Below are 13,324 nucleotides of genomic sequence, written 5' to 3'. Positions count from 1 at the left end.
TAACACCCTGGTCGTTGTTCCGGATTTTGGAAGCAAAAAGAAATCCAGAAGACGAAGAAAAGACTGAACATAAACACAGAAAATTAAAAAGGAGCATCTCCGGTTTCGAACTTGAAACCTGGAGATGCTCCTTTTTCGTATGCTGCAGAATGAAAAATTATTCTCCCGCCACCGTCACATCCCGCAGCAGTACCGCACACGGTACCACGCGGTTGTTTATCTGCTGTGTCTCTTTCGAGAAAGTCAGATTTTTCAGCACATCGTCATAACGGGCGGAAAGTGATCCGCTGGTTGTCGGATGGGAGGTGGTTCCGTCGCTCTCATACGCGAGCCGGATCTCACCGCCGCAGGTGCCGCTTACGGCATCCATATCAAACGCACTGAAATCGGTGATTTCTATATGCGGCATGCTGCGCAGCTCGTCGAGTGTTTTCGAACCGCCTTCAACTACCATGTTATTCATGGAAGTAGTATCCTTCATGCCGATATAATGGGCATGCTGAAGGCTGCCCCAGTAGGAGCGGCAGATGCCGTTTTCAAACAGAACGCGCTCGGCTACCGGCATACCGGTTTCGTCGTACGGCGCGTTTTTGGCAGAGCCGTCGAGCGTCGGCACGAGGCGGATATTCAGCGGATCCGCATCCGCACCGGTGATGGCTTCACCAATTTTTGCCTTTGCGACGCCCATGTACTGATAAGAAGCATTGGTATGCATAGCAAAATACTGGAAGAAACTGCCGACGGCGTCTCCGCTTAAGAGAACATCGGCGTGCTCGTTCTGGCGGGTCGGAACAGCATTCAGACGCTGGCGGCCAGTGTGGAACATTCCGCGCACTTCGGCGATGATCTTCTCGGCAGATTTGTCGGAGAAGCGGAGATCCTTGTAGATCTCAATCTCATGATCATCCTTGCGGGAGTTTGTGACAACCTCGATCTCGCAGTCAAAGCCGGAGAAGGTGACATCGACACCGCGGGAATTGCGGATGTGTGTCTGCTTCTGGTTGACGAAAATCTCATAGGAGTTTACGCGGGAATCCTCTTCCGCCTTGATTTCCTGCATAGCCTGCACCAGTTTTACGAGTTTAGCGGTAAGATCGCGGGAAGCATCAGCCATGTCGGCGCTTGCCTGGGCATCCGATGGCTCTGCAACAGGGTACCATGGGTTCTGCACAAACTGTGCGGCGAACAGCGCCTGGTCAATTTCCTGCTTCATTTCTTCGCGGGAAATGCCCTGGTGGATCTCTTTTTCTGCGCTTCCGCGGAATTTTCCATCCTCACTGTCGACAAAGACGGTCAGAAACGTATGAGTTACTTTTTTCGCGCGGCTCATGTCGAGCTTCTGACCGATGAAAAATGCCTCGCGGGATTCGGTCTGCTCTTCGCGGATCAGAAAGTCGCTGGCTTTGCTTGTTTTTAATACATCGTATAATTCGTTCATCAGCCTAACCTCACTTTACATTTCAGATACGGGCCGCCATCGCTGACTTTGACCCATTCTTTGTGACCTTTTCCGCACATGCCGGAGCCGAAGAGCTCTTCTTTGTCGGAAACCATGGAGATGCTCTTTAAGAGATCCGGAACGTAGCCGGTCAGGGTGACAGGAGATACGACTTTTCCGGTCAGCTTACCATCTTTGATCTCGCGGCCGAGTCCGACCATGCACTGGATGCCCCAGTGTTTCGGGTCTTCCATACCGGACTGAACGCTTTCGAGAAGATAGCCGTGCTCAATCGAAGCGATCATATCATCGAGTTTATCTGTGCCTGCGGTGAAGTAGGTGTTGGTCATACGGGAGTAGACTTTGCGCTCGAAGCTCTCGCGTTTTCCGTTTCCGGTCGGCGTGGTGCCAAGGCGGAGTGCGCTTACGAGATCGCTGATGCCGGTAACGAGTGTACCGTGGTCGATGACCGTGGTGTCGGTGCCGGGCGTTCCCTCATCATCAAAAAGATAACTGCTGACCTGCTGTGCGCCGACTGCTCCGTCGTGCATGGAGGAGAGCTGGGAGGCAACAGGCTTGCCGATATACTCTTTGGCGAGTGCGCGGTTTTTGACAAACATATCCATCTCGACACCGTGGCCGAATGCTTCGTGTGCAATCACGCCGGTGACATCCGGTGCGGTGATGACATCGTACATGCCAGGGATGACCGGATCGGAGTGGAGCTTGTCGTACAGAACGGCGATGATTTCCTCAACAATCGCATCCATCTCATTTAAGATTTCCACGCCTTTCAGGCCGGAGCAGGAACGGTACGACATATTCTGTTTTCCGTTTTCTGTGCCGATTGCGGAAAGGGAGCCCTCCGAGAAAGCGTAGGACTGCATCAGATCCTTTTTGGAGGAGAGGAACAGCTTGTTGACACGGGCGAAGCTGACGGTACTCTGGAATTCCAGAATTCCTTCATGGGCAGCGCCGGCGTTGCAGAGCTTCCGAAGGTGGGAGAGAATCTCCTCTGCGGAGACGGTCTCCGGGTCAATCTCGATTTCATTCTGCATCGTTTTGGTGATGGCTTCTTCCTGCACGAGAGGAGACTCCATCTGCGCGATGCCGAGTGCCTTTAATGCCTGAAATTCGGATTTCAGCGCGGAAGTAATTTCCTCCGCAAGATCTGTGGCATCGGTGAGGTTGTTGAAGGAATATTCGGTGTAGGAACCGTCCTGCCATGCACGGACAACGAAGCCGCGTTCACAGAAGTGATAATCGCCGACGGTGGTCTGATGCATGCTGACGCGGTAGGTCGTACCTTTGACATCGGTGCAGAGCACGCTGACATAATCGAATTCGCGCTCGAGCAGACGGATCAGTTCCTGAATCTGTGGTTTGATTTCCACAAGATAGGATGACATTGGAACCTGCATAAGTTTGGTGTCCTTTCTGGAGCCTGCCGGAGTGTTCGATAGAGAACCTGCGCCGGGGCTCAAAATAATAGAATCCGGAAAAAATAGTTTCGAAAAAATCCCGAACATAGTTTCATTATAGAAGTGGGAAATGGAAAAAGCAATAAAAAAAGGTTGACAAAATGAATTTTGATGATATACTTTGAATATCAAAACATTTGAAAAGAAAAATGTTTGAGAATGAAATAAGCAAGAGGACAGTAAGGTGAAAAACGGCAGAATTGCGGGAACCGGTTCGTATGTACCGGAGACGATATGGAAAAATGAAGATCTGGAAAAGATGGTGGATACGAGCGATATCTGGATCCGGGAGCGGACGGGAATCGGTGCGCGCCACATAGCCGGGGAGGAGACAGTTGCCCAAATGGCAGTAAAGGCGGCGAGAAGAGCGCTGGAAAATGCCGGGATCTGTTCGACAGAGCTGGATCTGATTCTCGTCGGAACCTCTTCGTCGGAGAGTATCTTTCCGAATACCGCCTGTCTTGTGCAGGATGAAATCGGTGCTTTCCGTGCCGCCTGTCTCGATGTCAGCGCCGCCTGCACCGGGTTTCTTGCGGTGTATGAACTGGGCCAGCTGTATATCCGGAGCGGCAAGGCAAAAAACGTGCTGCTGATCGGCGCAGATGCCCTGAGCCGCCTGGTGGACTGGCACGACCGCGGAACCTGCATTCTGTTCGGGGACGGCGCGGGAGCCATTGTGCTGACGGCGGAGGAACAGGAGACAAAAGCGTGCGAAAAGATCCATTCCGATGGAGAAAAAGGCGTGTCGCTGACCTGCGAAAAGGGAACGTATCTGCAGATGGACGGCCGTGCCGTGTTCCAGTTTGCTTTATCACGCGTGCCGGAAGTCATCCGCGAGGTGCTCGCGGAAGCCGACATGGCGGTCGAAGAGATTGATGCGTTTATCCTTCATCAGGCAAACAGCCGCATCATCGACGGCGTGGCAAAACGACTGAAGGCACCGAAAGAAAAATTTCCGCGGAATATCGAAGCATACGGCAATACATGTGCGGCGAGCATTCCGATTCTGCTGGATGAGTGGAACCGGTCCGGCAGAGCCCAAAAAGGACAGAGAATCGTTCTCTCCGGTTTCGGAGCAGGACTGATCTGGGGCGCGGCGTACCTGGAATGGTAAGAAACGCCCATATAAAATAAGAAGAATAAGAAAAAAAGTGAGGACAAAAACATGTTAGAAAAAGTAAAAGAAACCGTAGCAGAAGCACTGGGAGCAGACATCGATACCATCACAGCGGAGACTTCCTTCAAAGAGGATCTCGGAGCAGATTCCCTGGATCTGTTTGAAATGGTCATGTCCCTCGAGGACACCTGCGGCGTGGAAATCCCGACCGAGGATCTGGAAACGATGGTAACTGTCGGTGATGTTGCAGAGTATCTGGAGCAGCACAAAAACTAAGAAAGATCGGGAAGCAGGAGGAAGCGATTCATGATCACAGAAGTGACAAAATTACTCGGGATTCAGTATCCAGTCATTCAGGGCGGCATGGCCTGGGTGGCGGAGCATCATCTGGCAGCGGCAGTTTCCGAGGCCGGCGGCCTTGGCCTCATCGGAGCATCGGCGGCACCGGCAGAGTGGGTTCGGAATGAAATCCGCGAAGCAAAAAAACTGACGGACAAACCGTTCGGCGTCAACATCATGCTGATGAGCCCGTATGCGGATGAGGTGGCAAAAGTGGTTGCCGAGGAAGGCGTAAAAGTCGTTACGACGGGCGCAGGAAATCCGGAGAAATATATGGAACTGTGGAAAAACGCTGGTATCCGCGTCATCCCGGTGGTCGCTTCCGTGGCTCTTGCAAGACGAATGGAGCGTGCAGGCGCAGATGCCGTTGTGGCAGAAGGATGTGAGTCCGGCGGCCATATCGGCGAGACGACAACGATGGCACTCGTTCCGCAGGTGGCAGATGCCGTAAAAATTCCGGTCATTGCGGCCGGTGGAATTGCGGACGGACGCGGCATGGCAGCAGCCTTTATGCTGGGTGCCGAGGCGGTTCAGATGGGAACGCGTTTTGTCGCTTCGAAAGAGGCCGTTGTGCATGAAAATTACAAGCAGCTGGTGATCAAGGCGAAAGATATTGATACCCGCGTGACAGGCCGCACAACCGGTCATCCGGTGCGGGCGATCCGAAATGAGATGACACGCCATTATCTGGAACTGGAAAAAGAGGGAGCTCCGTTCGAAGAGCTGGAAAAACTGACGCTCGGCGGTCTTCGAAGAGCCGTTGTGGACGGCGATGTCAAAACCGGAAGCGTGATGTCCGGTCAGATTGCAGGTATGGTAAAAGACGAGAAAAGCTGCAAAGAAATCATAGAGCAGATGATGAAAGAGATGGAAGAACTTTTGAAAGGAGCACCGGCGCGGTTATGAGTAAAACAGCATTTATGTTTCCTGGACAGGGTTCCCAGTGTGTCGGCATGGGCGCGGATTTTTATGAAGCATGTCCGAAAGCGAGAGCCGTCTACGATATGGCATCCGAGCTGATCGGGATTGATATGAAAAGACTCTGTTTTGAGGAAAATGAACATCTGGATCAGACAGAGTTTACCCAGATTGCACTGCTGACAACCGGAATGGCGATGGAGCAGTCCATCCGGGCGTGCGGCCTTACGCCGGATGTGACAGCGGGCCTCAGCCTTGGCGAGTACAACGCGATTGTGTCCGCCGGCGGTATGGAAATGGCGGATGCGATGAAGGTCGTCCGCAGAAGAGGCATCCTGATGGAGGAGGCCGTTCCGGCAGGCGAGGGCGCGATGGCGGCGGTGCTCGGCATGGAAGCTGCAAAAATCGAAGAGATTTTGAGCGGGATTTCCGGCGCCTACATTGCCAATTACAACTGCCCGGGTCAGATTGTCATCACCGGATATGAGGCGGCAGTGGCAGAGGCTTCGGAAAAGTTAAAAGAAGCAGGCGCAAAGCGGGTACTTCCGCTGAACGTAAGCGGCCCGTTCCATTCCCCGATGATGGAAGCTGCGTCCCAGGGGCTGACCGAAGCGCTCGAGGGCGTCGGCTTTATGGAGTTGAAGATTCCGTATGTGACGAATGTAACCGGCCAGTATGTGCGTGATATTGCACTGACGCGCGGCCTTCTGATCCAGCAGGTGGCATCCGGTGTGCGGTGGCAGCAGAGCATCGAGGCAATGATTGCGGACGGCGTTGATACCTTCGTGGAGATCGGACCGGGAAGAACACTGACCGGCTTTTTAAGAAAAATCAACCGGGATGTAAAAGGTTACAATATCCGCACCTATGAGGAAATGCATCAGGTGTGCGAAACTTTATTATAGATAGTGGATTATGCAGCAGGAGAATGAGATGTTAAGTGGAAAAACAGCAGTAGTAACGGGCGCATCCCGCGGAATCGGGCGTGCGATTGCAGAAAAAATGGCGGCGGAGGGAGCCTTTGTTGTCATCAATTACAATGGTTCAAAAGAGGCGGCCGAAACCGTGCTTGCGGGAATCCGCGCGGCAGGAGGAGACGGCTGCGTGATGCAGTGCAATGTATCGGATTTTGCGGCGTGTGAAGCGTGGATGAAGGAAATTCTTGCTTTGTATGGGAAAATCGATATTCTGGTCAACAACGCGGGCATCACAAAGGACGGCCTTCTGATGGGCATGTCGGAGGAAGCCTTCGACCGTGTCATTGAGACAAACCTCAAGGGAACGTTCAACTGCATCCGCTTTGCGGCACGGCCGATGATCCGTCAGAAGAGCGGCTGCATCATCAACATGGCTTCTGTGGTCGGCGTGGCAGGAAACGCCGGACAGGCAAATTATGCGGCATCGAAAGCAGGTGTGATCGGCCTGACGAAAACAGCGGCACGGGAACTGGCATCCCGCGGCATCCGCGTCAATGCGATTGCGCCGGGCTTTATTGAGACCGATATGACGGAGGTTCTTTCGGATAAAGTGAAAGAAGCATCCGTATCCCAGATTCCGCTTGGCCATTTCGGAAAGCCGGAGGATGTGGCAAACCTGGCCGCATTTCTGGCATCCGAAGCGGCAGCTTACATCACCGGACAGGTGATTCACTGCGACGGCGGCATGGTGATCTAAGAAAAGGAGAGTTGGAATGAAGAGAAGAGTAGTCATCACAGGGCTGGGTGCGGTAACCCCGATTGGAAATACCGTGGAGGAATTCTGGAACGGCGTCCGCAAGGGAGCCTGCGGAATCGGAACGATTACGAAATTTGATACAGCAGAATATAAAGTACATCTGGCAGGCGAGGTCAAAGGCTTCGTGGCAAAAGAGCGCATGGATTTCAAAGCGGCAAGACGAATGGGAACCTTTTCCCAGTATGCCGTTGCAGCAGCAAAAGAAGCGTTTGCAGATGCCGGCATTTCCATGGAGAATGAAGATCCGTTCCGCGTCGGCGTTCTGGTGGGCTCCGGCGTCGGTGATCTGAATGCATGCGAACAGGCGAAAGCCAAAATTGATGCCGGAAATCCGTCCCGCGTCAACCCGTTTACCGTTCCGGTGATGATTGCGAACATGGCGGCGGGAAACGTTGCGATTGCACTCGGCGCGAAAGGAAAATGTACCAGCGTGGTGACGGCGTGTGCGACAGGAACGCACTGCATTGGCGATGCCTTCCGCGCAATTCAGTACAACGACGCGGACATCTGTGTGGCAGGTGGTGCGGAGAGCGCAATTACGCCGGTCGGCGTGGCAGGCTTTTCGGCACTGACCGCACTTTCCGAGTCGGAAGATCCGCTGCGGGCTTCGATTCCGTTTGATAAGGACCGGAACGGTTTCGTCATGGGCGAGGGCGCCGGCATTCTCGTACTTGAGGAGCTGGAGCACGCGAAACAGCGCGGCGCGAAGATCTATGCAGAGGTAGTCGGATACGGCGCAACCTGCGATGCGTACCACATTACTTCTCCATTGGAAGATGGAAGCGGTGCGGCACGTGCGATGGAGCTTGCGATGGAAGAAGCGGGAGTAAAACCGGAAGAAGTTACTTATATTAATGCACACGGAACGTCCACACATCACAACGATCTGTTTGAAACGCGTGCGATCCGGAAAGCCTTCGGTGATGCGGCAGACCATGTGCTGGTCAACTCGACGAAATCGATGGTCGGTCATCTGCTCGGCGCGGCAGGCGGTGTGGAAGCTGTTGTCTGTGCGAAATCCATTCAGGACGGCTTCGTGCATCAGACGATTGGAACAAAGGAAGCAGATGCGGAATGCGATCTGAATTACTGCATCGGCGCTCCGGTGGAAACCGATGTGAAACTGGCAATGAGCAATTCCCTTGGTTTTGGCGGCCACAATGCGGTGCTGCTGTTTCAGAAATATGAATAAAGCGGCATCGTGTTCCGGTGCAGAAAGGAAAATAAGATGGAATTAGATCAGATTTTACAGTTGATTGATAAAGTTTCGGATTCTTCGCTGACCGCGTTTGATTACGAGGCTGATGGGATCAAGATTGCCATGGAGCATGGAAAAGCAGCTCCGGTGCAGGTGCAGATGAGCGGGGTTCCATCCGGTGCCGGTCTGCAGATGGCAGAGATGATGGGCGGAGCAAATGGCGTGACAGCGAAAGAAGCAGCCATGCCGGAGAGAAAAGAAACGGCAGGAAAAAGTACAGCGGCTGAGGATCACAGCGAAGCAGAAGAAGGCGTTTTTGTGACATCCCCGCTGGTCGGAACGTTTTATACAGCTCCGGCAGAAGATGCCGAGCCGTTTGTGAAGGTTGGCGACACCGTGAAAAAGGGACAAGTCGTAGCAATCGTGGAGGCCATGAAGCTGATGAATGAGATTGAGAGCGAAGTGGACGGCGTGATTGCGGAGGTTCTGGTGAAAAACGGCGAGATGGTTGATTACGGAAAACCGCTGTTCCGGGTAAAAGCGTAAAGCCGGGACGAGAAAGGAAGCAGCGAATGAACAGTTTGACAACGAAACAGATTCAGGAGATTATTCCACACAGACATCCGTTTCTGCTGGTGGATTACATAGAAGATTTTGAACCGGGCGAATTCGGTATTGGATACAAATGTGTGACGTACCGCGAGGATTTTTTTGCGGGTCATTTTCCGCAGGAGCCGGTGATGCCGGGAGTGCTGATTATCGAGGCGCTGGCGCAGGTCGGTGCGGTTGCGATTCTTTCTCTTGACGAGAATAAGGGAAAAATTGCATTTTTCGGCGGCATCAACAAGTGCCGCTTTAAGGGAAAAGTGAAACCGGGAGACAAGCTTCGTCTGGAGACGAAAATTATCCGCCACAAGGGACCGATGGGCGTCGGGGAAGCGGTTGCTTCGGTTGACGGCAAGGTGGTCGCGCAGGCGGAACTGACCTTTATGGTGGGGGCAGCACAATGATTCGAAAAGTTTTGATTGCAAACCGTGGGGAGATCGCGGTCCGGATTATCCGGGCATGCCGTGAGATGGGAATTCTCACGGTTGCTGTTTATTCGGAGGCGGACCGGGAGGCACTGCATGCGCAGCTCGCGGATGAGGCGGTGTGCATCGGGCCGGCGCCGTCGAAGGACAGTTATTTAAATATGGAACGTATTTTGAGTGCGGCGCTTGTGACGGGGGCGGATGCGGTTCATCCGGGATTTGGATTCCTGTCGGAGAACAGCACGTTTGCGCGGAGATGCCAGGAGTGCCACATTACGTGGATTGGGCCATCTCCTGAGGTGATGGACCGGCTGGGTAATAAGTCTGAGGCGCGAAATACGATGCAGGCAGCCGGTGTGCCGGTGATTCCGGGGACGAAGGAACCTGTTTTTGACTGGGAGACGGGTCTTTCTGAGGCCGACCGGATTGGTTTTCCGGTGATGATTAAGGCGGCGCTTGGAGGCGGCGGCAAGGGTATGCGCATGGCGGAGACGCGCGGGGAGTTCCAGAGTGCGTTTCAGACGGCGCAGAAGGAGGCTAAAAGTTCGTTTGCGGACGGGACGATGTATGTGGAGCGGCTGATTCGTCATCCACGTCATGTGGAGTTTCAGATTATGGCGGACTCGTTCGGGAATGTGATTCATCTGGGGGAGCGGGACTGCTCGATTCAGAGGAATCATCAGAAGATGATTGAGGAGTCGCCTTGTGTGGCGATTGATGACACGCTGCGGGAGCGGATGGGCTCGGCGGCGGTCCGGGCGGCGAAGGCGGCGCATTATGTGAATGCGGGGACGATAGAGTTTCTGCTGGAGCCGGACGGGAATTTTTATTTTATGGAGATGAATACGCGGATTCAGGTGGAGCATCCGGTGACGGAGTGGGTCACGGGGGTGGATCTGATTCAGGAACAGCTTCGGGTGGCTTCGGGGATGCCGCTGTCGGTGACGCAGGGGGAGGTCCGGCTTTCGGGGCATGCGATTGAGTGCAGGATTAATGCGGAGAATCCGGCGAAGAATTTCAGGCCTTGTCCGGGGAAGATTACGGAGATGCATCTGCCTGGTGGATTTGGAGTACGGGTGGATACGGCGGCGTATGACGGGTATGTGATTCCGGCGTTTTATGATTCGATGCTGGCGAAACTGATTGTGCATGGGAGGACGCGTGAGGAGGCGATTGCGCGGATGAGGAGTGCGCTGGGGGAAGTCGTCATCGAGGGAGTCGACACTAACGTTGATTATTTGTATTCTATTTTAAATGAAGAGGAGTATCTGACCGGGAGGGCGGATATTGAGTTTGTGGAGCGGTTGACGGAGAGATTGTAAGAGACGGACGCCGCCCGGCAGTACAGCAGAGGGGGACGGCGCGGTTTCAGAGGAAAGAAACACTAAGGACTCCAGCATTTGCTAAAACCATTTTCAAAAATCCAAAACTCGCTGTCGCTCAGACAGTTGGATTTTTGAAAATAACGCAAATTCTGGAAGCCTAAGTGTTTCTATAGCAATCCCCGAAAATAATGCAAAAAATTCAGCACCGCAGAGCGTGAATTACTGCGTCACAGATTTTCGTCGTACCCCGGTACGCCTTCAAATCTGTTCCTTGCAATTCGCGCTCTGCAGCACTGCCTTTTTTGCATTATTTTCGGGTCTTGCTATAGTTCCTCCTGCAAATGCGCCGTCCCCCTCTGCTGTACTGCCGGGCGGCTGAGATCAGACACACGACTGGGAGAGTGTGGTCAGCGACACCGCGGGGCGGTGCGGCTGGGATGACAGGAGTGAGCGGTGAAGAGAGAATGAATGCCTCGATGGGTGAGGTGTGTGGTTGGAAGATTGTTATGGTGACAATAGAGTGAAAGTGTTATGACGTAAGGAGTGATGGTGGTATGATGCTGGGTAAGTATTTTAAGAAGACGGTGTTTCGGAAGGAGCACACGGCGGATGGGGTGGTGCCGGAGGCGCCGCAGGGGATTTTGAAGAAGTGTAATGCTTGTAAGGGGGCTATTTTTACGGAGGATGTGAAGAGGAATCTTTATATTTGTCCGAAGTGTGGGAATTATTTTCGGGTGCATGCGTATCGGAGGATTGAGTTTCTTCTGGATGATGGGAGTTTTGAGGAATGGGATCAGGGGATGACGGCGGGGAATCCGCTGGGGTTTCCGGGGTATGAAGAGAAGGTGAGGGCTCTGCAGGAGAGAACAGGACTTACGGAGGCTGTTGTGACTGGTAAGGGACGGATCAACGGGATGGAGACGGTGATCGGGGTCTGTGATGGCAGGTTTATGATGGCCAGTATGGGTGAGGCTGTTGGGGAGAAGATTACGCGGGCGGTGGAGAGGGCGACGAAGCTCTCGCTGCCGGTGATTTTGTTTGCGTGCTCGGGAGGGGCGCGGATGCAGGAGGGGATTGTTTCTCTGATGCAGATGGCGAAGACGTCGGCGGCGCTGAAAAGACACAGTGATGCGGGGCTTTTGTATGTGAGTGTGCTGACGGACCCGACGACGGGCGGCGTGACGGCGAGCTGGGCGATGCTGGGGGACATTATTCTGGCGGAGCCGCATGCGCTGATCGGGTTTGCGGGACCGAGGGTTATTGAGCAGACAATAGGACAGAAACTGCCGAAAGGATTCCAGCGGGCGGAGTTTCTGGTGGAGCATGGGTTTGTGGATCGGATTCTGCCAAGAGAAGAGGCGAAAGAGGTGCTGTCGGAGATTCTGCGGATGCATGGGAAAGATATCGAAGTTTCCTCGGAAGTGCTGACTTTGGGGGATGGAGACGTGAAGCGGTCTTTGGCAACACCAGAAACGGGAGAGAAAACATCGGCTTGGGACTGTGTGCAGAAAGCGCGGAAAAAGGACCGACCGGTGGGAGAAGATTATATTCGGGAGCTGTTTCCTGATTTTATTGAGTTTCATGGTGATCGACTGTATGGCGATGATGCGGCGATCATCGGCGGTATTGCATCGTTTGACGGCACACCGGTCACGGTCATCGCCGAGGCGAAAGGCGCGGATACGAAAGAAAACATCCGCCGCAATTTCGGCATGCCGTCCCCGGAGGGCTACCGCAAAGCCCTGCGTCTGATGAAACAGGCCGAAAAATTCCACAGGCCTGTTATCTGTCTCGTAGACACCCCAGGCGCCTTCTGCGGAATGGAAGCCGAAGAACGCGGCCAGGGCGAGGCGATTGCGCGGAACCTGTATGAAATGTCAGCGTTAAAAACGCCGGTTCTTTCTATTGTCATTTCAGAAGGCGGCAGCGGCGGTGCACTGGCACTCGCCGTGGCGGATGAAGTGTGGATGATGCAGAATGCCATCTACTCCATCCTGTCGCCGGAGGGATTTGCAAGCATCCTGTGGAAAGACGGCAAACGCGCGCCGGAGGCCGCCGAGGTGATGAAGCTGACGGCGGGGGATTTGAAGGAACTGGGAATTGTAGAAGAGATTGTGGAAGAGCCGGGGGAGTTTACGGTGGACACAATGCCAGTGGTGTGTGAAGAATTGAGAGGCAAAATTCTGAGATTCCTGGAAAAGTATGAGAAGATGGATGGGGAAGAACTGGTAGAGGAGAGGTATCGGAGATTTCGGGATATGTGAAAAGAAGATTTTGACATATTCTGAAATGCATGATATTATGATATTGAAAAGAGTGCTACCGATAGACGGTTAGTCCATATTTATTGGTTTATGTAAAAATAGTCGCCAAAGTTTGCAGGACTGGGCGGCTATTTTTGTGATTTCGCAGTATCTTTGCCGAAGTTGTATCCAAGGCTAAAGCAGGTTAAGCCGAAACTTACAACTGCTATGAAGTCGATAATACTCATGGCTTAGCCCTCTTTTCCAAGGAATTCCCATATAAAGGGTTTCTATGTAATCGGAGAGTCACAGTCCCTCCGTAGAAGGACTAACCGCCTACCGTTATGGCAGCACCCGTATATTGAGTATAACAGTTTCTTGTAGTCCATTCAACAAAAATATGATTGAAATGCAGAATAAAAATATACGGATTTTAGATATACAAAATAAATGAAAAGTCTAATCCCCCAGCTATGCTGGGGAGAATAGAGTAGTCGGAA

At 53.1% G+C, this 13,324-nt stretch carries 12 protein-coding genes; 10 read left to right on the top strand and 2 right to left on the bottom strand.

The features are described from left to right. Positions 1-157 precede the first annotated feature (157 nt). The gene (locus tag DWZ44_RS09930) at positions 158-1,438 is read right to left on the bottom strand and encodes a metallopeptidase TldD-related protein (protein ID WP_117804784.1); all 1,281 of its coding nucleotides are present in this window, start codon (positions 1,436-1,438) and stop codon (positions 158-160) included. Then, positions 1,438-2,859, bottom strand: coding sequence for a TldD/PmbA family protein (locus DWZ44_RS09925; protein ID WP_117804783.1), 1,422 nt, complete (start codon positions 2,857-2,859; stop codon positions 1,438-1,440). Before DWZ44_RS09925 ends, DWZ44_RS09930 begins: the two co-directional genes overlap by 1 nt. 244 nt (positions 2,860-3,103) lie before the next feature. Between DWZ44_RS09925 and DWZ44_RS09920 the strand changes: the two genes are divergently transcribed. The 10 genes from DWZ44_RS09920 (at position 3,104) to DWZ44_RS09875 (ending at position 12,845) form a co-directional block, all read left to right on the top strand. Further along, positions 3,104-4,033 (top strand): beta-ketoacyl-ACP synthase III, encoded by a 930-nt coding sequence (locus tag DWZ44_RS09920; protein WP_117801509.1) that lies wholly within the window; start codon positions 3,104-3,106, stop codon positions 4,031-4,033. A gap of 51 nt (positions 4,034-4,084) precedes the next feature. After that, positions 4,085-4,312, top strand: coding sequence for an acyl carrier protein (gene acpP / locus DWZ44_RS09915; protein WP_022462597.1), 228 nt, complete (start codon positions 4,085-4,087; stop codon positions 4,310-4,312). Between the two features lie 30 nt (positions 4,313-4,342). Continuing rightward, positions 4,343-5,281, top strand: coding sequence for an enoyl-[acyl-carrier-protein] reductase FabK (gene fabK, locus DWZ44_RS09910; protein WP_117804782.1), 939 nt, complete (start codon positions 4,343-4,345; stop codon positions 5,279-5,281). Continuing rightward, on the top strand, positions 5,278-6,198 hold the full coding sequence (gene fabD, locus DWZ44_RS09905; RefSeq protein WP_117760987.1) for an ACP S-malonyltransferase: 921 nt from the start codon (positions 5,278-5,280) through the stop codon (positions 6,196-6,198). The genes fabK and fabD overlap by 4 nt, the downstream gene beginning before the upstream one ends. A gap of 28 nt (positions 6,199-6,226) precedes the next feature. Beyond that, positions 6,227-6,967, top strand: a complete 741-nt coding sequence (fabG, locus tag DWZ44_RS09900; protein WP_117804781.1) for a 3-oxoacyl-[acyl-carrier-protein] reductase — start codon at positions 6,227-6,229, stop codon at positions 6,965-6,967. Between the two features lie 16 nt (positions 6,968-6,983). Then, on the top strand, positions 6,984-8,219 hold the full coding sequence (gene fabF / locus DWZ44_RS09895) for a beta-ketoacyl-ACP synthase II (protein ID WP_055227403.1): 1,236 nt from the start codon (positions 6,984-6,986) through the stop codon (positions 8,217-8,219). Positions 8,220-8,255: 36 nt separating this feature from the next. Continuing rightward, entirely contained in the window at positions 8,256-8,771 is a 516-nt protein-coding gene (gene accB, locus DWZ44_RS09890) for an acetyl-CoA carboxylase biotin carboxyl carrier protein (protein WP_055218562.1), read from the top strand. Between the two features lie 26 nt (positions 8,772-8,797). Further along, entirely contained in the window at positions 8,798-9,235 is a 438-nt protein-coding gene (gene fabZ, locus DWZ44_RS09885; RefSeq protein WP_022462591.1) for a 3-hydroxyacyl-ACP dehydratase FabZ, read from the top strand. Next, complete coding sequence (locus DWZ44_RS09880; protein WP_117804780.1) at positions 9,232-10,578, top strand: acetyl-CoA carboxylase biotin carboxylase subunit; 1,347 nt, start codon at positions 9,232-9,234, stop codon at positions 10,576-10,578. The genes fabZ and DWZ44_RS09880 overlap by 4 nt, the downstream gene beginning before the upstream one ends. 557 nt (positions 10,579-11,135) lie before the next feature. Beyond that, positions 11,136-12,845, top strand: coding sequence for an acetyl-CoA carboxylase carboxyltransferase subunit alpha (locus DWZ44_RS09875; RefSeq protein WP_117804779.1), 1,710 nt, complete (start codon positions 11,136-11,138; stop codon positions 12,843-12,845). Positions 12,846-13,324: the final 479 nt, after the last annotated feature.

The sequence above is a fragment of the Blautia sp. AF32-4BH genome (genome assembly GCF_003460565.1).
GTDB classification, from domain to species: Bacteria; Bacillota; Clostridia; order Lachnospirales; family Lachnospiraceae; genus Fusicatenibacter; species Fusicatenibacter saccharivorans.
Note: the sequence above shows the minus strand (reverse complement) of the source record. Positions and strands in the feature narration are given on the sequence as shown.

Coding starts and splice junctions, on each gene's coding strand:
- DWZ44_RS09930 (WP_117804784.1), bottom strand. CDS start 1,438: ATGAACGAATTATACGATGTATTAAAAACAAGCAAAGCCAGCGACTTT.
- DWZ44_RS09925 (WP_117804783.1), bottom strand. CDS start 2,859: ATGCAGGTTCCAATGTCATCCTATCTTGTGGAAATCAAACCACAGATT.
- acpP (WP_022462597.1), top strand. CDS start 4,085: ATGTTAGAAAAAGTAAAAGAAACCGTAGCAGAAGCACTGGGAGCAGAC.
- fabK (WP_117804782.1), top strand. CDS start 4,343: ATGATCACAGAAGTGACAAAATTACTCGGGATTCAGTATCCAGTCATT.
- fabD (WP_117760987.1), top strand. CDS start 5,278: ATGAGTAAAACAGCATTTATGTTTCCTGGACAGGGTTCCCAGTGTGTC.
- fabG (WP_117804781.1), top strand. CDS start 6,227: ATGTTAAGTGGAAAAACAGCAGTAGTAACGGGCGCATCCCGCGGAATC.
- fabF (WP_055227403.1), top strand. CDS start 6,984: ATGAAGAGAAGAGTAGTCATCACAGGGCTGGGTGCGGTAACCCCGATT.
- accB (WP_055218562.1), top strand. CDS start 8,256: ATGGAATTAGATCAGATTTTACAGTTGATTGATAAAGTTTCGGATTCT.
- fabZ (WP_022462591.1), top strand. CDS start 8,798: ATGAACAGTTTGACAACGAAACAGATTCAGGAGATTATTCCACACAGA.
- DWZ44_RS09880 (WP_117804780.1), top strand. CDS start 9,232: ATGATTCGAAAAGTTTTGATTGCAAACCGTGGGGAGATCGCGGTCCGG.
- DWZ44_RS09875 (WP_117804779.1), top strand. CDS start 11,136: ATGATGCTGGGTAAGTATTTTAAGAAGACGGTGTTTCGGAAGGAGCAC.